The 17,632-nt window shown below is 57.4% G+C and carries 15 protein-coding genes and 2 pseudogenes; 11 read left to right on the plus strand and 6 right to left on the minus strand.

Annotation, left to right across the window (positions count from 1 at the left end; all coding sequences use genetic code 11):
- Positions 1–92: 92 nt before the first annotated feature.
- Positions 93–458 (plus strand): 2Fe-2S iron-sulfur cluster-binding protein, encoded by a 366-nt coding sequence (locus tag ASE00_RS09700; RefSeq protein WP_056379741.1) that lies wholly within the window; start codon positions 93–95, stop codon positions 456–458.
- Between the two features lie 35 nt (positions 459–493).
- Positions 494–892 (plus strand): GlcG/HbpS family heme-binding protein, encoded by a 399-nt coding sequence (locus ASE00_RS09705; protein ID WP_235538616.1) that lies wholly within the window; start codon positions 494–496, stop codon positions 890–892.
- A 219-nt stretch (positions 893–1,111) separates the two neighbouring features.
- Here ASE00_RS09705 and ASE00_RS24445 read toward each other — a convergent pair.
- Positions 1,112–1,287: pseudogene (locus tag ASE00_RS24445) on the minus strand (IS21 family transposase); the annotation flags it as partial.
- A gap of 194 nt (positions 1,288–1,481) precedes the next feature.
- Between ASE00_RS24445 and ASE00_RS09710 the strand changes: the two are divergent.
- From ASE00_RS09710 to ASE00_RS09725, 4 genes are all read left to right on the plus strand, one after another.
- Positions 1,482–2,294, plus strand: coding sequence for an IclR family transcriptional regulator (locus ASE00_RS09710; RefSeq protein ID WP_082594596.1), 813 nt, complete (start codon positions 1,482–1,484; stop codon positions 2,292–2,294).
- 179 nt (positions 2,295–2,473) lie between these two features.
- The gene (locus ASE00_RS09715; RefSeq protein WP_056379745.1) at positions 2,474–3,634 is read left to right on the plus strand and encodes a CaiB/BaiF CoA transferase family protein; all 1,161 of its coding nucleotides are present in this window, start codon (positions 2,474–2,476) and stop codon (positions 3,632–3,634) included.
- A complete protein-coding gene (locus ASE00_RS09720; RefSeq protein WP_056379746.1) occupies positions 3,631–4,401 on the plus strand; it encodes an enoyl-CoA hydratase/isomerase family protein in 771 nt (256 codons plus the stop codon). The genes ASE00_RS09715 and ASE00_RS09720 overlap by 4 nt, the downstream gene beginning before the upstream one ends.
- Complete coding sequence (locus ASE00_RS09725) at positions 4,398–5,561, plus strand: acyl-CoA dehydrogenase family protein (RefSeq protein WP_056379749.1); 1,164 nt, start codon at positions 4,398–4,400, stop codon at positions 5,559–5,561. Before ASE00_RS09720 ends, ASE00_RS09725 begins: the two co-directional genes overlap by 4 nt.
- A 137-nt stretch (positions 5,562–5,698) precedes the next feature.
- On the opposite strand, the gene ASE00_RS09730 is transcribed toward ASE00_RS09725, so the two are convergent.
- Positions 5,699–7,003, minus strand: a complete 1,305-nt coding sequence (locus ASE00_RS09730) for a DUF3422 family protein (protein WP_268801352.1) — start codon at positions 7,001–7,003, stop codon at positions 5,699–5,701.
- A 184-nt stretch (positions 7,004–7,187) separates the two neighbouring features.
- On the opposite strand from ASE00_RS09730, the gene ASE00_RS09735 reads away from it, so the two are divergent.
- Positions 7,188–7,829 carry a TetR/AcrR family transcriptional regulator gene (locus ASE00_RS09735; RefSeq protein WP_082594597.1) on the plus strand — a complete coding sequence of 214 codons (642 nt, stop codon included), beginning with the start codon at positions 7,188–7,190 and terminating at the stop codon, positions 7,827–7,829.
- A 252-nt stretch (positions 7,830–8,081) separates the two neighbouring features.
- On the opposite strand, the gene ASE00_RS09740 is transcribed toward ASE00_RS09735, so the two are convergent.
- From ASE00_RS09740 to ASE00_RS09750, 3 genes are all read right to left on the minus strand, one after another.
- Positions 8,082–10,424 carry a TonB-dependent receptor gene (locus ASE00_RS09740; RefSeq protein ID WP_056379752.1) on the minus strand — a complete coding sequence of 781 codons (2,343 nt, stop codon included), beginning with the start codon at positions 10,422–10,424 and terminating at the stop codon, positions 8,082–8,084.
- 362 nt (positions 10,425–10,786) lie between these two features.
- Positions 10,787–11,590: a class II aldolase/adducin family protein gene (locus ASE00_RS09745; protein ID WP_082594598.1), complete on the minus strand. Its 804-nt coding sequence runs from the start codon at positions 11,588–11,590 to the stop codon at positions 10,787–10,789.
- A gap of 92 nt (positions 11,591–11,682) precedes the next feature.
- The gene (locus tag ASE00_RS09750; RefSeq protein WP_056379754.1) at positions 11,683–12,234 is read right to left on the minus strand and encodes a cupin domain-containing protein; all 552 of its coding nucleotides are present in this window, start codon (positions 12,232–12,234) and stop codon (positions 11,683–11,685) included.
- 388 nt (positions 12,235–12,622) lie between these two features.
- On the opposite strand from ASE00_RS09750, the gene ASE00_RS09755 reads away from it, so the two are divergent.
- The 4 genes from ASE00_RS09755 to ASE00_RS09770 all read left to right on the plus strand — a co-directional run bounded on the left by ASE00_RS09755 (position 12,623) and on the right by ASE00_RS09770 (position 17,148).
- Positions 12,623–13,102 (plus strand): nuclear transport factor 2 family protein, encoded by a 480-nt coding sequence (locus ASE00_RS09755; protein ID WP_235538617.1) that lies wholly within the window; start codon positions 12,623–12,625, stop codon positions 13,100–13,102.
- Between the two features lie 168 nt (positions 13,103–13,270).
- Positions 13,271–14,341, plus strand: coding sequence for an amidohydrolase family protein (locus tag ASE00_RS09760; protein ID WP_056379757.1), 1,071 nt, complete (start codon positions 13,271–13,273; stop codon positions 14,339–14,341).
- 86 nt (positions 14,342–14,427) lie between these two features.
- Positions 14,428–15,489, plus strand: a complete 1,062-nt coding sequence (locus ASE00_RS09765) for a nuclear transport factor 2 family protein (RefSeq protein ID WP_082594599.1) — start codon at positions 14,428–14,430, stop codon at positions 15,487–15,489.
- 156 nt (positions 15,490–15,645) lie between these two features.
- The gene (locus tag ASE00_RS09770) at positions 15,646–17,148 is read left to right on the plus strand and encodes a CoA-acylating methylmalonate-semialdehyde dehydrogenase (RefSeq protein WP_056379761.1); all 1,503 of its coding nucleotides are present in this window, start codon (positions 15,646–15,648) and stop codon (positions 17,146–17,148) included.
- A 211-nt stretch (positions 17,149–17,359) separates the two neighbouring features.
- On the opposite strand, the pseudogene ASE00_RS22940 reads toward ASE00_RS09770, so the two are convergent.
- Positions 17,360–17,539: pseudogene (locus ASE00_RS22940) on the minus strand (integrase core domain-containing protein); the annotation flags it as partial.
- Positions 17,540–17,632 lie beyond the last annotated feature (93 nt).

Raw genomic sequence — 17,632 nt, forward strand, 5'->3', positions numbered from 1 at the left:
GATCCGAATACCGCATGCGACCTTTTATCTGCGCATATACGCTATAATCTCGACAATTATAAAAATGTCGATGAAAAATCTACGATAACTTTATGATTATAGCTGAAAAAAAGGCAATTCCCATCGAAAGAGAGTTGTCAAAATATTGTATTGATATCCCGTCGCTCGGAATCTCGTTTCAGAGCGACGGGAATACCAATTTGCTCAGATCGATGATGATGTCGCGACATTCCGGCATTGCCATCGGGTGCCGTGGCGGCGGCTGCGGAATTTGCCGCATTCGCGTGTTGAAGGGAGAGTTCGCTTCTCAACCGATGAGCCGACAGCGGATATCTCTCCATGAGGAGGCCGCCGGTGTAGTGCTCGCCTGTCGTATCACTCCTCTTTCGGCAATGGTCGTTGAGCCGATGCCGCTAGACCCGGCGAAGCCGAGCCCATATCATAAGGCTATCGGGTGAACCCGTGGTTGGAGGCGCAAACGGCGCCCGGGACGTTGGCCATTCAGGCCATTCAGGCTATCATGGAGGCGGCGATTTTATGCGCTGCGGACATGGGCGTGACAGTGAGTGTCGCGATCGTCGATACGGCCGGCAACTTGGCCGGGTTCGGACGTATGCCCGGAAGCTTTCTCATCTCGATTGATCTTTCGATCGATAAGGCGTGGACCGCCGCAAGCTTTGGAGTTGCCACCCGCGAGTTGTCGGAGATGCTCGAGAGGGAGCCCCGAGCAGTGCGCGAGGGGCTGCTCCGCCGGCCGAGGCTGACTGAAGTTCCAGGCGGTATGCCAATTCTGGTGGATGAGCTGGTAGTCGGGGCAATCGGGGTCTCCGGCGCTAGCGACAAACAAGACGAAAGATGCGCTGCGGCAGGGCTCTCTATATTGGGACGCTGAAAGAAACACGACGCCCGCCCTGGATGCTTATGCGGCGGACGGCCCGAAGGCCGCTATCAGCCGTGCCCGGTCGTCGGATTCGAAATACATGGTGCTGCGCCGTTGCGATATCATAGCGACACGCAGATGATCGTGTCCCACAAGTAGTTTAGGTCTGGCGGAAAGCCGCGCTGATCTTCGGCCTTGCTATCATAGGTGGCAACGTAACGAGCGCATCAGGCAAGCCTTGATCACCGCGACTTTTGCGTTATCCGGCACCAGCAGCCGCGCGCCGCCGCCAAGAAAGGCAACGGCGCGGACGTAGGCGTCGACCCAGTCGGTCAGGCGAGGGAAAAACTGGAGGCGCCCTCCACGCAGAGATGCGTCTCTCGAATTTCCCCAGTCAGCCGATCGACCCACTGGGAAGGTATTCTCCGGCATAGTTACGGCGTCTTGTCGCGCCGACATGCGTCTGCCGCATATGCCTTCCGGTCTCCGTACTGAGGGTGGAACCATAGGTGATTGAGGATGCTGTAGCAGAAATCGTATTCCTTCAATGGGCACTTGATCACGCACTAGACCTTCCGCTGGTTGGCGATACAATTCCGTCATGAAAAATCCAAGTTCCTGGTCTGCTGTTCCCATGCTGCAAGATTTTGCGACCGCTCCCGAAGCGGTCAAATCAGCGGCCCGGACACTTCGCATTCTTGAATTTTTCGATGAAATCCGGCGCCCGGCCAGAGCGAATGAGATCGCCGGCTGCCTGAACTTCCCGCAATCCTCTACATCGAAGCTTCTGACGAGCCTCGTGAAGTTGGGCTACCTCGATTTCGAGGTATCCACGAAGACCTACATGCCCTCCATTCGCACCGCGGTCTTGGCAACCTGGCGCGATACGGGCTATTTTCGAGATGGCTCAATCGTCACTCTGCTCGAGGATCTGGCAGAACGATCAGGCTTGGCTGCTTGTCTCACGACCCGCGCTGGAATTTTTGTGCGGTACCTAAATGTCGTCCAGCATCGGCGCCAAGGCGATGTGCACATAACGCTCAATGCCAGACGATATGCTGTAAGCAGCGCCGCAGGTATCGTCCTGCTTGCCGAGCTCCCTGACAGCGAAGTTCGCATGCTCGTGCACAGGACAAAGGCGCAAAAAGACGAGAGCCTGGAATCAATGTCGCTCGAGGAAGTAAAGACCAATGTTCAACGTGCGCAAAAAGATGGCCATTTCATATCGCACGGCATGGTCAGCCCGGACAACGGAGCGATCGCAGTTGCGCTTCCAGAAGCTGTAACCGGTGGATGGCAACACATGGCGCTTTCTATCGCCGGACGGCTCGATCATGTTGAAGCAAAAAGTGAGTCGATCATCCAGGATATGAAGGACTCTGTCGCCCGACTGATCGGTCGACGGTCCGCCTGAACTCATCCTGATATTCCATACGGGATTTTTGGGCAAAGCTCTGTTCGCTCAGCCTCTTCCGGCATAAGTCTAATCGGGAAGAGAAAAGGCAGTGGCACGCGTGGTCAATGCTGCCGGCTGGCGAGGGGAATACCCGTGAACTATGAACCAATCGACCACGCGGCGCGAGGCGTCCGCGTATGACCGATATTTTGTCAGGCGTCCGTGTTGTTGACCTTTCAACAGTCATCATGGGCCCCTTTGCGAGCCGTATTCTTGGTGATTTGGGCGCAGATATTATTAAGGTCGAAAGCCCGGTCGGCGATAGTGTCCGCGCACATCGGCCACATCTCACCAAAAACATCAGCGGCATGTTCCTGAATCTCAACAGGAACAAGCGATCGATCGTCCTCGACCTGAAAACCAACGACGGGAAAAGGGCCCTCGAGCGGTTGCTTGAGACGGCAGACGTGGTGATGCATAATCTGCGAGCGCCCGTGATGAAGCGTCTCGGTTTTGATTATGAGCGTTGCCGCTCCATCAAGCCAGACATCATATACTGCGCTGGTTATGGCTTTGGCGCTGACGGCCCATATGCTGCCAAGCCGGCCTATGACGACATGATCCAGGCAGCTTCCGGGTTCGCGGCATTGTCCGAGGAGTTGACCGGTGCACCCGCTTACGCGCCCTCAGTCATTTGCGACAAGATCGTCGGACAGGCCATGGCAAACGCTATTCTGGCGGCATTGGTCCACAAATTCCGAACAGGCGAAGGACAGGCAATCGAAGTCCCGATGTTTGAGGTGTCCGTCGACTTCAACCTGATTGAACATTTCGGCGGCGCCTCCTTCGATCCGCCGCGCGGCAAGCCCGGTTATCCGCGCATTCGCAGCGCGGAACGGCGGCCATTCAAGACAGCGGACGGATACGCGTGCATCCTGCCCTATTCCGACCAGAACTGGCAGGACTTCTTCATCTTCACCGGCCGCGCCGACCTTCAAGTTGATCCACGCTTTCGGACGATCGAGACGCGCCAGGAACATTTCGGCGAGCTTTATGCTCACATCCGAACTGAAGCCGTGCGCTACACAAACGAGAAATGGATCGCCTTCTGCGAAGGCGCGGACATACCGTGCATGCCCGTCATCGCACTCGAGCATATCTTCGACGATCCACATGTCCAAGCGGTGAAGTTGTTCGCAACTCTGGAGCATCCTTCCGGGGATTCGTACCGCTCGATCCGGTCTCCCATCGGTTTCAGCCATTCTCCATTTCGAATTCGATACCATGCCCCCGAACTTGGGGAGCACACAGACGAAATTTTGAAAGAGCTGGATCTTTTGCGGGAGTCGCCGCAATGAGCAGCAGCGGCATCTCCTTTCACACATGCTCGCATATTGGCCGCATCATATTGTCCCGGCCGCCGTCTAACTATTTCGACTGGGACATGATCTCCCAGATCGCGGATCTGGTCGCGTCGTTCGATGCAGATCCGGCCATTCGCGCCTATTTGATCACCTCAAACCAAAAGCACTTTTGTGCCGGCGCGGATTTCTCGGACGGGAACCGCCCCGATCCCAAGCCAATCTACGAAGCCGCTACGCGACTGGCCGCGCACCGTAAACCTCTCGTAGCCGCTATACGCGGCGCGGCGGTAGGGGGTGGTCTGGGCTTGGCCCTGACCGCCGATATCCGCATTGGGGCAACAGATGCCTGGTTCCAGGCCAACTTTGTGAAGATCGGTATCTCTCCCGGTTTTGGGCTCAGCCATACGCTGCCTCGACTCGTGGGTGAGCACCGAGCGCGCGAACTGTTTCTGACCGGGCGGCGCTTTAGGGCCGAGGAAGCGCTTTCAATCGGCATGATTGATCGCCTCGTGCAGCCTGACGACCTCGATGAGGTGGCCATGGTATTCGCGCGCGAAATTGCTGAAAATTCGCCGGCCGCGCTCGATGCGACCCTGCAGTTGCTAGGCAGACATGATGGGCAAGCCTTTGCTGCCGCAGTGGAGAGCGAGTTGGCGTTTCAACGACCGCTCTTTGTGTCTCCGGACTTTGACGAGGGTGTTGCTGCCGCGCGCGAGCGCCGATCACCCATCTTTGCGAACTTGCCAGGGGAAGTGTCGTGAATTTCGAATTGGATGAAGATCATCAGCAGATCGTGAGCTTGGTCGAGCGTTTCGTCGCCGACGAACTCATGCCTCTGGAGGGCAAGGTCCTCGAAAAGGAAGCACATGGCGGCGAAGCGATTCTCGATATGGAGGACCTTGCGAGGATCGATGCCCGCAGCAAGGAGCTCGGTCTTTGGGGCATGGATGCACCCGAAGAATTCGGTGGCGCGGACTTGCCACATGGCGTGATCGCGGCCGTCAACATGGCGCTTAGCCGGACCATCGTGCCATATACGTTCCCGCCAGACTCACCCAATCTCAGAATGATGATGGCGGTGGTGAGCACCGAGCAGCGTGCCAAATATCTCGCGCCCTATGCGGCCGGCGAGACAATATCAGCGATCGGCATTTCCGAACCGGGTGCCGGGGCCGATCCTCGGCGCATGCGAACCAGAGCAGTGCACACCGACACAGGGTGGCGGATCAACGGCACTAAGATCTGGATCAGCAAGGCGGACAAGGCCGACTTCACCATCGTGATGGCGCTGACCTCGCCTCAGGATCAGTCGAAGCCAGCAATGTCGGCCTTCTTCGTCGATCAGAATCTACCCGGCGTTACCATCGGTAGTCCCATTCGCATGATCGGCGGCACCTACACCTACGAGGTCGTTTATGACGACGTCGACGTGCCGGAGGGGGCTCTGCTGGGAGTTGAGGGCGAAGGCTTTGGTCCGATGCAGACGCGTCTCGCGACGCGCCGGCTCGAGATTGCGAGCTGGTCGATCGGGATCGCCGAACGAGCGCTGGAAATGATGATTGCGCACGCAAAAGAGCGCGTGACCTTCGGTCAGCCGCTGTCCGACCGCCAGGCCGTTCAATGGTGGATTGCCGAGGCTGCGGCCGGGATTCGCAGCTGCAAACTTCTGGCATTCGACATCGCATGGCGACTGGATCGCGGTGAGGATGTGAGCACCCTTGTTTCGATGATAAAATTTCAGGCGACCGAAATGGCTACAAAAGTCGTCGACGACGCCATGCAGACTTTCGGCGCGATGGGCACGAGTAAGGAAATGCCCCTTCATCTCATGGCGGCGAAGGTGCGCTTGATGCGAATCTACGATGGGCCAAGCGAGATTCATCGTTGGGTCGTGGCACGCAACCTGTTGCGAGCGAGCTGACCGTGGTTAAGCGCCGAGAGATGTCCGGGAATCAGGATGTCTCGGGGCGCAAGAAGCGCCGCAACGAAGCATGGTTATGCGCGGCCCAGAACAGTTCATGTCGCAGATGCGGTTGATTGAGGCCGTCCCGGTGCCAATCAATCTGCGTGGAAGTTTTTGCGCACACGGCGCATCACGAGCATAACCAGTGCCGCGACGAACGGGACCGACCAGCCTGCCGCCACCTCATATTGGAAGCCCGGCGCGGCCCTAGCCACAGCCTTGAAAAGGTGGCCCAGCAGCCCGACCAGATAGTAACTGATCGCGACCACCGACAGTCCTTCGACCGTCTGCTGCAGCCGCAATTGCGCATGGGTCCGCCGGTTCATCGAGTCGAGCAGATCCCGGTTCTGCTTGGCAAGCGCGGTGTCCACTCGGGTTCGTAGAAGTGAGCTCGTCCACGCCACGCGTTGCGACATGTCCTCTAGGCGCTGGGAAAAGGACGCACAGGTGCGCGCTGCCGGCGTAAGGCGCCGTTCGGTGAAATCTGCGAGGGTCTGATGGCCAGGAACCGCCACGATCTTAAGGCTTTGCAGGCGATCGCTGCTAAGCTGGGCGTAAGCCCGCGTGGCGCTCATCCGATATTGACTCTCGGCCATCAGCTGAGCGAGTTGGGCGGAGAGAGAGCCCAGTTCATCGAGCAAGCGGTCATCCTGCGACATGCGCTCGGCCACGTCGGCGGTCAGTACGGCTAATCTCTTCTCGAGCTCGGTCACGTGCGGCGTCAGCCTTTGCGCGACCGGCAGTCCGAGCAGTGCCATGTTGCGATAATTGCCCAGTTCCTGCAGCCGCTGAACGAGTTGTGCCGCCTCGCATCCCTGAAGCCCTTTATCGACGACCAGAAGGCGGCCGAACCCATCGTCGTGCAAGCGAAAGTCGGACCAGACCCGCGCGCGCCCCTCGACGACGTCGCACACCACCACATCCTGCGCCGAAAAGGAGGCGCGTATGGCATCGGCGGTCTCGGCCGGGGCATTTTCCGACACCAATGCGATCTGGGTTGCGCGAATGATGCGGCCCGGCAAATCCTCCATCCATTCCCGAGCGCAATTGCCGAACGGTTCGACACCCAAGGTGATGTCGCTATTCTCGTGGCAGATGAAGGTATAGTTCGCGACCTCAGTGTGCTGCTCCCAGACAAAATCCAGAGAGCCGAGCTTGCACACAAAATACTTCCCGGCGGTTGAGGCCCCCGTACCGTGTCGCTCGCATAGGGCTTGAACATGCGCACGGCTTTCCTCGGCGGCCTGCTCTCCAACAAGCGTGAGAACCTGCATGAGCCTTGCTGGCGCCGCAAATGGCGGAAGCTTTCGAACATGCATCTCTTCGGAAAGTGAGGCTCGCAGCGGGTGACTGCGGGCCTTCAGTCTAAGGATATCGTGGCTGCTAATGACAAACTCCAATCACTTTGTTTCGCGATGGCACCTCTGCGTTCGATTTCATTGTTCAGAGCGGCCGCCCCTCAATGTACCGCTTGACCGGCCACTGCTGCACGGAAACGCACCCTGAAGGACGAGAAAATACATATGGAGTTTTACCGGCGGCCATTCGGTTGCCTAATCTGCGAACCTTCTCCAAATTGATGCGATGAGTGACGGACCAAAGCGAAAAGCCACCGGATTGCGGGAGCAAAAGAGCCGAGAAACCCGCCTGCGCATTGCGCAGGTGGGACTGCGTCTATTCGACGTGCAGGGCTATGACTCCACCACGCTGGAGGCGGTCGCTGCAGAGGCGGAAATATCGCCACGCACGCTCTACCATTATTTTCGTACCAAATATGACATTCTGATGTTCTTTCACGATGGCAATTTCGTGACTGACATCGAGCCGACGATTGCTGAAACCGCGAACGGCCAACCGCCCTTCCAGCTTGCTCGAGACAGCTTGCTAAAGCTGGTGCCGAAGTATGAGACCGATAGCATGGTGGTGACAGACCGCATCTGGAACTCGACGGAAGCGCTGCGAACGCAAAAGCAGCTCACTTTCCTCATGATCGAAACCGCCGTCATGAGCGGCCTCACCAGAATATGGCCAGATCCCTTAATGTCGACCAAGCTGCGCATGATCTCCGCTTTGTCGGCAGGCGCAATCCGGGTGGCTCAGCAAATCGGCCTCCACGAGAAGGAACACCGCTCGCTGCAGATCCGGTTGAGAGAGTGCTTCGACGCGATCGAAGCTGCCGATTTCGCGCCGGCGCGCCGGACGGTTGCAGCGCGCGCGCGGGCTTGACCATCACGTCAGCTCAGCAGGCTCTGCTGTTCGTGCCAGACGACCATAACAGAAGCTTTGAGGGCGCAGGTGATCTGCCGAGTCCAAGGCTGAAGCCAGCATCCGACTGAAGTCGGAGGGGTTCTTCCTCACTGAGGACTCTAGGTGCACCAGAGCTGACCTACACCACCGCAATCACGTTCGCGGAATTTTCCGACGCAAGGGACGGCTCCGATCATTGATCAGGGCCGCCCCATTCGTAAATGTCAACGATTAGAAACCGTAGCTGACGGTCACGCCATAAGTCGCTGGTGACCCAGTGAACCGCACAACATAGTCATATTGCCGAATTACATCTCTGATGTAGTATTTGTTGAAGATATTCTTTCCGAATAGCATGGCCTTCCATTTTTTATCGGCGGACTCGACGCCCGCACGCAGGTCGAAAAGCGTGTAAGCCGGAACTGTGAACTCGCTTGTTCCGCCGACCAACGAATTGGTCTGGCTGCGGTAGGTGACCGATCCTCCGAGGAATGCGGAAATGTCCGTGGTCACAGGGAATTTATATTCCAGATCACCGTTAACCGACCATTTCGGCGAGAAAGGAATCGGCGTTCCCGAGAAATCTGCCGTCTGTCCGCCCGCGTTAACGCCCACGAACCTGTCAATATTGGTATCTAGATACGTTGCTGAGCTTGAAAATGTAAAACCGTGGATCGGCCTGGACGAGAGTGACAGGTCGAAGCCTTTGACGTTCGATTTGGGTACGTTCACGACAGCGTCAATCGCGCCGAAGATCGGATCGATTACCTTCGAACGCAGCTGCTTGTCACGATAGTCATAGTAGAAAGCACTCCCAGTGACGAAAATCTTGCGATCGAAAAGCTGCGCCTTGAAGCCAGCTTCATAGGCTATCAGCGACTCTTGAACGACCGGATTGTACTGCGGAAATGCTGAAGCGAGCACCGCTGGGAAGCCGCCAGCCTTGTAGCCTTTAGAATAGTTTGCATACAGCAGGACCGGATCGCTGATCTTCCAGTCGAGACCAAACCGATAGGACACATTGTCCTGGTTGAGCTTGCCGGCATACTCACCCGCCAGACCGGTTTTTGGATCGATCGAGAGACACGAATTGAGCCCCAACACTGGTAGGCCACCTGCGGGAATGGGCCCGGAGATAACCTGGTACAGCGCGTTCTGTAGATTTTGGAAGAATGCCGCTGGGATGCCGTCACGTCCGTCAAAGGTGCATGACGTGGCATCGCGATTTGTCTTAGTATAGCGCGCACCCGCCTTTGCCGTCAGGTTTGGTAAAATGTCGAACTCGACGTTGCCGAATGCAGCGTAATTGTCTGTGAACTGGGTGTAACGCCCTTGCACGCCGACACCAAGACCCACATTCTGAACCGATCCATCGGCATGATATGAAGTGTCAACTTCGCGAACATCGTCCTTGGAATAGTTGATACCGGCTGTCCAACGCACACGCCCTCTTGCTCCGTTATCCAAGCGCAGTTCCTGGAAGAAGCTCTTCATCGTACCATATTGCTTATAGTCGGACTGCGAAAAGGGAACGCCGTCTCCCTGGACAAGCGCATCGCGCTTTGCATCCGTGTAGGATGTAAGCGATGTCAGCGTGATGTCGTCGCTGATCTGATAGCCGCTGCGCAACGATGTCTGTAACAACCAGCTTCGATTGTAAATCGGAAGGTTGGCGTTGAAGTCTGCGGCCCGAGGCTCATGCGGTGCTAACGGGTAATTAAGCTCTACTGCGGGTGTCGGCGGCACCTGTGTCTGCAGGGCAAACGCCTGCGGCTGCTGGGGATCCGACCGGTCGCGCCAGCCATTAACGTTCAGTTGGAAGCTCAAACGGTCTGTTGGATCCCAGTCGAGCAGCATTCTGCCTGCCAACGTACTGGTCTTTCCAGAAGTGGCATCGCGGGTATAGCTGTACTGCCAGTCATCAGCGTGGTTCGCACGCACCGCGATACGCGCCTTGAGTGTGTCGCTGAGCGGGCCGCTGACATGCGCGTCTACCAGCAGCTGGTTGAAGCGGCCAAATGTCAGGGCTCCGCCAGCCGACAATTCCGAAGTTGGCTTGGCCGCAATATAATTGATGGCGCCGCCGGTTGCATTTGATCCGAACAAAGTGCCCTGCGGCCCTTGGAGGACTTCAACGCGCTCCAAATCAAAGTTGGTTAGTGATGCCATCACGGGAAACGGAAGCGGAATCTGGTCGAGATAGACCGTCACGCTCGGATAGGCCGCAAGACTGGCATCGGTGAAGCCAACCCCTCGAAGCGTATAAACCGGCGTTCCGTACTGCGAAGTAGAGAAACTCAGGCCAGGAATCACTTGGGCGAGGTCCGCAAGGCTCACCACACCGCGAGACTGAAGGGCAGACTGGCCAATCGCAACGATCGGCGCGCCCACGTCCGCTAGATTCTGCTCGCGTTTCTGCGCCGTCACGATAATATCGCCAATATCAGCGGTCGGCTGTGCCACGTCTTGCGGCACCATGTCTTGTGTTTGAGCAGCAGTCTGCGCGAACGCAGTCTGCCCGCAGATCGACGCGGAGACCGTTGTAAGCAGAATCCATTTTTTGCCTATTTTCATGTTACCCTCCCTTTATATCGGTCGAAGTGCCCACTTTTCCAAATATTCGGCACTAAGTTGAATTCGATTCATTGAAACTTCTGCGGACTCAAAAGCTGTTAGGCACAACGACACACCGCCCGGTTTCAAGACGCGAAACGGGATTTAAGAATGTTGTGGAATTTAAGACGCAGCTTAAGAAGCGGTCGCCATTTGCGGAAGAGTGGGGTTACGTATCCGCAATAAGATCGACGCAGCGGGCGCGGGCAAATTTCGCGCGCAATGGCCTCGCCATATTCTTCATCCTCTCTATGGTTATATCTTGGCAGCTTCGCGCCGCTTTGTCGGCGGTCCAATAAAGTTGAGCGATAATCCTGTGGCGATCAGCCCCGAAAGCTAGTGCCCCGCTCCCGCTCCAGCTTGCGAAGCAGCGCCGGCCATTCGAGACGCCCCGTCTCAAGTGCACCGCCAGGGCCGAGTATCTTGCGACCCTGCCGGGCCGTGTGTTCGATGGAATCTTGCGTAAGGATGTTTAACTCGCGCCCTCCGCCGAGGCCATCGACCTGATAGCGGCAGGATGTCTCGAGCCTGTACATCCACATGAATGCTTCGGCGACCGAGGCTCCAACCGTAAGAGCACCGTGATTTCGTAGGATCAGGATGCGACCATCATCACCGAGGTCGCGCACGATGCGCTCACGCTCGCTGAGGTCCAGCGCCGCGCCTTCGAAGTCATGATAGCGCAGATAATCCCAAAGCAGCAGCGCCTTTTGCGTCAGCGGTAGCAGCCCATCCGCCTGCATCGCCACTGCATTGTTCGCGCGAGTGTGCGTGTGCAGTACGCAGATCAAGTCGGGCCGCGCCAGATGAATAGCGCTATGAATGACGAAACCGGCAGGGTTGAGATCCGCACTGTTTCCTTCGATGACATGGCCGTCGACGTCGACTTTGATCAGTGACGAGGCCGTGATCTCATCGAAGAACAAGCCAAGAGGATTGATCAGAAAATGCTCTTGGTCTCCCGGTACACGGGCTGAGATGTGCGTCGCGGCCATGTCGGACATGCCGTAAAAGTCGACCAACTGATAGCAAGCCGCCAGATCGCATCGTACTTGCCATTCCGCATCGCTGCAGCCGGAAAAACGTTCCGTCGAATATTGATGACCTGGTAAACCTGCCCGAAGCATTTTCCAATCTCCTCCCAGTGTAAATGCCGTGCCTTTTTGCGCCTTGGCCCACGGAGTTTCCTGCAGCGTGGGCCAAGGCACAGGCGCGTCACTCAGGCATATTCGTACTGGTCGGCGGTCCGCCAAAGTTCGAGCTTCTTGAAAGAAGCCGGCGGCGGCGGAATGTGGTTTGCAGCCCCATTTTCCTTGGCGAGGTTGTACATGAACAGGCAGTCGAATGCGTTTTCGCGATCGGGTTTGCCGTCCTCGCCAACCGGGCCAATGCCATCAAACATCACGGCCATGACCGTTGTGCCGTTGGGACCAGCGACGGCCTCATGCACGAGATCATCTTCTTCGTAGAGATACGAGCCAGCGACAACATCGCCATACTCATATGTGAAGTCGCCGGCGAGAACCCATGCGTGGGCAACACCATAATGATAATGGCCCACCGCGCTCATGCCGGGGTGGAGCCGGAGTATCACCACGAAAATGTGACGATCCCACACAACGTTCAGAAGCTTGAAATCAATGCCCTCTGCCCATCCCGGAATCGGAGTCCACGGCAAGCTGTCAGGGCGAACAAGCACCGCACCATCGCTGAACCGCTTCGTTTCATCGTCGGAAGCCCGATCAGCTACACTGACCATATTGTTCTTCATCAAAATTCTCCTCTCACTCAACATGCAGACAGCAAGCACCTGCGGTCATTTTATTTGGCTTGATGACCGGACCTCCCGCGAGGCGCAGACGATTTGTCGAAGGTGACATTACCACCGTCGGCGATCGATCCGACAGCCCTGTAGAACATATATTCCATATGGGATTTCCAAGGGCCGCTGGCTGTACTCGCTGGCGGAGATATCTCTATAGCGATATATTGCAGTGACTGCAAATATATGCACGCTTTGCGTGTCGGTGTTTCTGTCGTTGGCCGCGCGTCACGACTGAGGCGCGGACTACGGCCGCACATGAAAAGGAACGACTATGTCAAATACACAAAGCTCGGTCGAAAGCTTCGCCGCAGCTCGCGCCGGCGGTCTCGAGGCGATGGTCAGGTTGCTCTTCGACAGGGCCGAGATCGAGGACATCGTTCGGCGTTATGCGCAGGCGATTGACTCTCGCGATCATGCGCTGCTTCGCACATGCTATACCGATGAAATCGAAATGGACTTTTCTCCGACCGTCGCGGGCATGACCCAAATCCATTTCACGGTCGATGAGTGGGTCGAGAAGGTCTTTCAGTTCCACGGCCAGCTGACCGCAACCGAACATATCCTCGTCCCGGAAGGCATTGACGTCACCGGTGATACTGCACGCTGCTATGCCGTCATGCATGCCGGCCACTACAAGCAGGAAGCACATGGCAGCCCTTATTGGCTGATCAGCGGCGCTTATGACATGTACTTCACCCGGACGGATGACGGGTGGAAATTGCACAAGGCAGGCCAGCTCGTGCGCTGGGTCGAGGGAAACTGGCACAACCATCTTGAGGCCGCCAGGGCCCTTCAGGAGCACGCAGCCGAATAAGGCTACTCGGGATGCGGGATTTCGGCTCGTTGGCGGAATTTCGCATCCTTGGCAGGGCAACTGCGCTTTGCCTCAGTGATCGCTTCTCGCAAGCGCCGTCCCGCCACCGGCATAGGCGACCGCGACGTGCCAATGCGATGTCCGAAAAAATAATGAGGTTCTGAAGGCATGAGTGCGTCCGTAACCCAAGCGCCCGTTCGCCCCGATTGGCTTGCAACGCATGACGAGCCGGTGATCGATCCCGGCCAGTTGATCATCGACACGCATCATCACCTCTATGAACGTACTGGCATTCGCTACCTATTCCATGACTATCTGGAGGACGTCGCGACGGGTCACGACGTGCGCGCCTCCATTTATGTCCAGGCCCGGGCCATGTTGCGCAGCGACGGTCCCGTCGACGCGCAGCCCGTTGGCGAGGTCGAGTTCGCCAATGGCGTAGCCGCGATGAGCGCCAGTGGACTTTATGGACCTTCGCGGCTTTGCGCCGGTATCGTCGGCTTTGCCGACCTGATGGTTGGTGACGCTGTGCAGCCCGTCCTCGAAAAGGAGATCGCGGCCGCTGGCGGGCTTACGGTGCATGGCGGGCGATATTGCGGGGTTCGCCAGACCTTGTGCTGGGACGAAGACAAGAGCCTTCTGAACCCTGCTTATCCCACGACTGCGGACATGATCGACAGCGCACAATTCCGATCCGGATTTGCGCAACTATCGAAGCTCGGGCTGAACTTCGAGGCTTGGGCGTTCTTCCCACAGCTTTCGGACATAGCGCGGCTCGCCAGGGCCTATCCAGAGACGCCCATCGTGCTCAACCATTGCGGCGGCGGTATCCGCATACGCGAATATGAAGCACGCAAGGACGTCTTCGACAATTGGCGGCTCGGCATCATCGAACTTGCCCAGTATGATAATGTTCAAGTCAAGCTGAGCGGCCTCGGGATGCATTTCTGGGGCTTCGGCCTTGAGGCAAATTCCTGCGCGCCGGATTCCGAATTGCTCGCCCGAACCTGGCGGCCATGGGTTGACCATTGCCTTGAACAGTTCGGCACAGACCGTTGCATGTGGGGCAGCAACTTCCCCGTCGACAAGGGGAGTTACGGCTTCAAGATCGGCCTGAATGCCTTCAAGCGTCTAATGGCTGGCGCCAGCTCAGACGAATCTGACGCTGTCTTCTGGCGGACGGCACGCGATTTTTATCGGCTGCATTCATCGGATTTCGGGAATCCGAAACCGCACTGATTTCAGCAAAACAGATGCAGTTCGAGTGATCGGGTATCTAAGTATTTCGGCTCGATCTCTGATCCCGCTCAAGAAGTGGAGTACGAATGACATATACCCTTGCAACGCTGACAGCATGTCAAGCGATCAAGGCCAACCTTGCCCGCCATAGCCAAGGTGTGGATCGCAACGATCTCGATCTGTTCTTATCGACCTATAAGCCGGGTGGTACAATCACTTCGGGCGCCTTCGACGGGCCGGCGGCCGATTTCGGTGCGGGTCTCATGCAGGCGATGGCCGGCGCACCGCCGATGTTTCATAACTCGTCGAACATGTGGATCGCGCTCGATGGCCCCGATCGTGCGCGATCGGAAAGCTATTTCGTCGGCTATATCCGAACAACCGAAGGTGACGAGGGCACGCAGCGGCTTGTCGGAGGCCGATATCTCGACCGACATATCCGCACGGACAACGGGTGGCGGATCGATCACCGCACGTTCGTGCTGGACTGGAACATGAATTCGCCGACCAGCGAGGTGGTGCCTGCCAGCGCCTTTCCACGAGGCACGCACGGAGTGGCTGACCTCGGCCAAGCAATGTTTCAGGCGTTCCGCGAGGAGATCAAGCAGGAGATCCAACAGATGACCAACACGCCCGCTGCCTTGGATGAGGCCCTGACCCATCTCGCCCTCCACAATCTTCGCTGCGCCTATGCTCGCGCAGTGGATCGCTGCGACGAAGCGCTCCTTGCCTCCGTCTTTCACCCCGATGCAGTATTCGACGTCCCGGGCGGTGGTCCGGTCAGTCAGTGGATGCCGGCTATACTGACCGAGCTGCGCGAAAATCTTGCCAGCACGGCGCACAATTTCAGTAACGAGTTCGACGAAATCTCCGGCGATGTCGCCGTGGGCGAGAGCTACCTCCTCCTGTACGTTCTAGGCAAGGGGGACAACCCAGTCGAGACCTTGTCCGGCGGGCGCTATCTCGACCGGTACGAGCGCCGAGACGGAGTCTGGAAAATAGCCCATCGCCGCTTTGTCGAAGACTGGACAAAAACACTGCCCGCGACCTGCCAGGATGACGGCATGTATGAGGGTATGAAGCTGCGCGGCGGACGCGGGGCCGACGATCCGGTCGCTGCTTTCTGGGCTAGCGGCGGCATGCAATGACAGGACGGATCATCTCGTTTGCAAGCGCCTCCTGCAGCTAGGCGCATTAGCAGAGAGCCGATCGCTGTCACGCTGCACCGCTCCCAAAATTTCACACCGTTACATACGAAGGGCGTGAACTAATCGTCCGATTTCATCCCACTCAAGGAATTCTCAATGTCCGAACTAACCGTCGTCGATCATGTCATTCATGGTCGCGAGTCATGCCCATCGACCAGTCGGTCCCCCATTTTCAATCCGGCGACAGGTGAAATTACACGGCACCTGATGCTCGGCGGCTCCGCCGAGGTCGAACTTGCGGTAAAGGCCGCTTGCAAGGCATTCATCGGCTGGAGCGCTACACCACCCCATGTTCGTGCTCGCACTCTGTTTCGGTTCCGCGACCTCATCGAACGCAACCTCGACAAACTTGCGGCCATTATCACGGCCGAACACGGCAAGATTCTCTCAGACGCCAAAGGCGAGGTGATCCGTGGTCTCGAGGTGGTTGAGTTTGCGTGTGGTATCCCCCAAGCGCTCAAGGGCGAATTTTCTGAACAGGTCGGCAACAGCATCAACGCTGTCTCTTTTCGCCAACCCCTCGGTGTGGTGGCGGGCATCACCCCTTTTAACTTCCCGGCTATGGTACCGATGTGGATGTTCCCCGTAGCCCTCGCCTGCGGCAACGCATTCATCCTTAAACCCTCGGAACGGGATCCGAGCCTTGCCAACGAACTGGCGGCATTGTTGGCGGAAGCCGGGCTCCCGGACGGTGTTTTTCAAGTGATCCACGGCGGAAAGCCTGTCGTGGACGCAATTCTCGACCATCCTGACATTGCGGCGGTTTCGTTCGTCGGCTCCACACCCATTGCGGAGTATGTCCATAATCGTGGCACTGCCGCCGGCAAGCGGGTTCAGGCGCTTGGCGGCGCCAAGAACCATATGATCGTGATGCCAGACGCCGATCTCGACAAAGCGGTCGATGCGCTGATGGGCGCTGCCTATGGATCAGCCGGCGAGCGCTGCATGGCCATCTCCGTTGCCGTGCCCGTGGGCATGAAGACGGCGGACGCGCTGATCGAGCGGCTTGAACCCAAGATTCGAATGCTGAAGGTCGGTCCGGGAACTGAAGCAGAGGCCGAGATGGGTCCGCTTGTCACGCGCGAACACGCTGACAAGGTGCTTGGTTATATCAATACCGGCGTAGCAGAGGGGGCGAAGCTCGTGGTCGACGGGCGCGATCTCAACATCCAGGGTTATGAGAAGGGCTTCTTCGTTGGCGGCACGTTGTTCGATCACGTATCGCCCAGCATGCGTATCTACCGCGAGGAAATCTTCGGTCCAGTGCTGTCGATCGTGCGCACCGAGAGCTTCGACGAGGCGCTGAACCTGATCGACACGCATGAATTTGGGAACGGAACTGCGATTTTCACCCGCGACGGCGATACGGCGCATGCGTTTTTGAGCCGGGTCCAGGCAGGTATGGTCGGCGTCAACGTTCCTATTCCTGTGCCGATGGCTTTCCACTCCTTTGGGGGATGGAAGCGTTCCCTGTTTGGCGACCATCACATGCACGGCCCTGAAGGGGTGCGCTTTTACACACGGCTGAAGACCGCCACTCTACGCTGGCCCAAGGGCATTCGGGCCGGAGCCGAATTCGTGATGCCGACGCTGAGTTAAGGCCGGGTTTCGCAAATCAATGAAGAGTAAGTGCAGACCTGCGCTTAATGGATGAGACATTCTGCGGCACTGCCAAAAATGGCTGTGCGCAGCGCATTTCAGCAGCTTGCGAGATACGGTTGGTGCCATGCAGAATAATATCAACTGATTTGTTTGGATAGATATATGATTGAATACACTTGATCTGCCCCCGCTGAGTGGCCCATCGACTCTGCCTTTTTGCCTCGGGCAGCGAGGCGAACCAGTGAATGTTGAGACATTCATCCCGGAAAGACCCGTTGAACGTCTCGATATAGGCGTTGTCGGTTGGCTTGCCGGGCCGGCTGAAGTCGATCCGCACACCATGATGGTAGGCCCACAGATCGACCAGGCGACCGGTAAATTCCGCGCCATAGCACATTGGGAAGCGGCCTGATCAAGGGCCGGATTGCCTTGATGGAGACAAGGGCGCGTAGCGCCCGCCGGCTTCATCAAGGCAGTCATG

The organism is Sphingomonas sp. Root710 (assembly GCF_001429065.1).
In the GTDB taxonomy this organism is placed as follows: Bacteria; Pseudomonadota; Alphaproteobacteria; order Sphingomonadales; family Sphingomonadaceae; genus Rhizorhabdus.

Bases quoted from the DNA above. Each gene is read 5' to 3' on its own strand.
- ASE00_RS09750 (WP_056379754.1), bottom strand. From the start codon at position 12,234: ATGAAGAACAATATGGTCAGTGTAGCTGATCGGGCTTCCGACGATGAA.
- ASE00_RS09765 (WP_082594599.1), top strand. From the start codon at position 14,428: ATGACATATACCCTTGCAACGCTGACAGCATGTCAAGCGATCAAGGCC.
- ASE00_RS09760 (WP_056379757.1), top strand. From the start codon at position 13,271: ATGAGTGCGTCCGTAACCCAAGCGCCCGTTCGCCCCGATTGGCTTGCA.
- ASE00_RS09720 (WP_056379746.1), top strand. From the start codon at position 3,631: ATGAGCAGCAGCGGCATCTCCTTTCACACATGCTCGCATATTGGCCGC.
- ASE00_RS09715 (WP_056379745.1), top strand. From the start codon at position 2,474: ATGACCGATATTTTGTCAGGCGTCCGTGTTGTTGACCTTTCAACAGTC.
- ASE00_RS09710 (WP_082594596.1), top strand. From the start codon at position 1,482: ATGAAAAATCCAAGTTCCTGGTCTGCTGTTCCCATGCTGCAAGATTTT.
- ASE00_RS09745 (WP_082594598.1), bottom strand. From the start codon at position 11,590: ATGCTTCGGGCAGGTTTACCAGGTCATCAATATTCGACGGAACGTTTT.
- ASE00_RS09735 (WP_082594597.1), top strand. From the start codon at position 7,188: ATGAGTGACGGACCAAAGCGAAAAGCCACCGGATTGCGGGAGCAAAAG.
- ASE00_RS09700 (WP_056379741.1), top strand. From the start codon at position 93: ATGATTATAGCTGAAAAAAAGGCAATTCCCATCGAAAGAGAGTTGTCA.
- ASE00_RS09740 (WP_056379752.1), bottom strand. From the start codon at position 10,424: ATGAAAATAGGCAAAAAATGGATTCTGCTTACAACGGTCTCCGCGTCG.
- ASE00_RS09770 (WP_056379761.1), top strand. From the start codon at position 15,646: ATGTCCGAACTAACCGTCGTCGATCATGTCATTCATGGTCGCGAGTCA.
- ASE00_RS09755 (WP_235538617.1), top strand. From the start codon at position 12,623: ATGGTCAGGTTGCTCTTCGACAGGGCCGAGATCGAGGACATCGTTCGG.